This is a genomic window from Labrys wisconsinensis (assembly GCF_030814995.1).
Classification (GTDB): Bacteria; Pseudomonadota; Alphaproteobacteria; order Rhizobiales; family Labraceae; genus Labrys; species Labrys wisconsinensis.
This window is the reverse complement of record NZ_JAUSVX010000051.1, coordinates 1-1,674: the sequence shown is the minus strand read 5'-3', so window position 1 is coordinate 1,674 and position 1,674 is coordinate 1. Positions and strand designations below refer to the sequence as shown.

The 1,674-nt window shown below is 68.6% G+C and carries 1 protein-coding gene; it reads left to right on the top strand.

Annotated features, from left to right (window positions below):
* Positions 1-75: 75 nt before the first annotated feature.
* Positions 76-1,239 (top strand): IS110 family RNA-guided transposase, encoded by a 1,164-nt coding sequence (locus QO011_RS42465; RefSeq protein ID WP_307286767.1) that lies wholly within the window; start codon positions 76-78, stop codon positions 1,237-1,239.
* Positions 1,240-1,674 lie beyond the last annotated feature (435 nt).

Below are 1,674 nucleotides of genomic sequence, written 5' to 3'. Positions count from 1 at the left end.
CAAGATTCTATGGGGCGTGGCGGTTGCGGATCTGAGATCCTGAGCGGTTTTCCACGACAGCGACAGGAGCGCCCGATGAGCAGAGCCTTCGAGCCGGACAAGCCCGCAACCGCCTTCGACCACGATAGCACGCTGGTCATAGCGTTGGAATTGAGTGGGAAGTCGTGGGAGGTGGGAGCGGTGGTGCCGGGTGTGGAGCGGCGAGCCAAGCGTCGGATGGCGCCGCGAGCCATGGCGGATCTGCTTGCGAGGATCGAGCGCTGGCGCGGGGAGGCTGCTCGGGCGGGTCGCAGCGTGCAGCGTGTGGTGGTGGCCTACGAGGCGGGGCGCGACGGGTTCTGGATCGCGCGCTACCTGCAGGCGTGCGGGCTTGAGGTGCAGGTGATGCAGCCGGCGAGCATCGCGGTGGATCGGCGGGCCCGGCGGGTGAAGACGGACCGGATCGATCTGGACATGCTGCTGCGCACGCTGCTGGCGTGGCTGCGGGGCGAACCGCGGGTGTGCTCGATGGTGCGGGTCCCGAGCGAGACGGAGGAGGATGAGCGCCGGCCGGGACGGGAACGCGAGGTGCTGGTGCGCGAGCGGGTCGCCATCGAGAACCGGATCGAGAACCTGTTGTGCCTGCATGGCATCGCTGGATTCAAGCCGCGGCTGAAGAAGGCGGGCGATCGGCTGCGGGAGCTGCGCAGCTTTGCGGGAGCGCCGCTGCCGGCCCGGATGATGGCCGAGCTCGAGCGCCTGATGGCCCGCCTGCGGATCGTCTGCGAGCAGATCGCTGAGATCGAGGCGGAGCGCAATGAGATTGCCCAGCGTGCCGCCCCGGACCGGGCCGAGCGGATGATCCAGCCGCTGGCCGGCATCCACGGGCTCGGGCTGGAGACGGCGACGCTTCTGGTGCGCGAACTGTTCTGCCGTCCCCTGCGCGACCGCCGGGCGGTGGCGGCCTTTGTCGGGCTCGCCGGCACGCCGTTCCAGAGCGGCGGCATGGCGCGCGAGCAGGGCATCGGCAAGACCGGCAATCCGCGAGTGCGCCGCGTCGTGATGCAACTGGCCTGGCGCTGGCTGCGCTTCCAGCCCGACAGCGCTCTCAGCCGCTGGTTCGCCGTCCGAACCGCCGGCGCCCGGGGGCGCATCCGCAAGATCATGATCGTAGCGATGGCCCGCAAGCTGCTGGTGGCGCTGTGGCGCTTCGTCGAGACCGGCGTGCTGCCCCAGGATGCCCAGGCCAGGTCGACCTGAGGACCGGATCATGCCCCCACTGCCGAACAGCGCACGACAGATAAGCATCAGGTGAGAGGCGATCGGTGCTGAAGCCTGAAACCAACCAGGGTGGGCGGGATGCCGCCGCGGACTATGGCTGCGATATGCCGCCAACAAGATTGGCCCCGCTCCCCTGGGCCCCCAACCGCCCGCATAGGGCATCGTGGTCTGGAACTCTGCTTCCGCCGGATACGAGTTTGGCGAGCGCTTCGGCGCCGCTCCTCGAGGGGCCGCCCTGGATGGTACGAACGCACCCGATCCACCTTCAGCCATCCCGCAGAGGGGCTCGCTCGCTTCGGCGCTATCGGACAGCGCGCGACCGAGCCCCTCGGCTTCCCCCCACATCTCAAATACAAGGAAAACCCGATGACATTCCCGCTTGACAACAAAAGCCCCATACGAGTCCGCCCATGA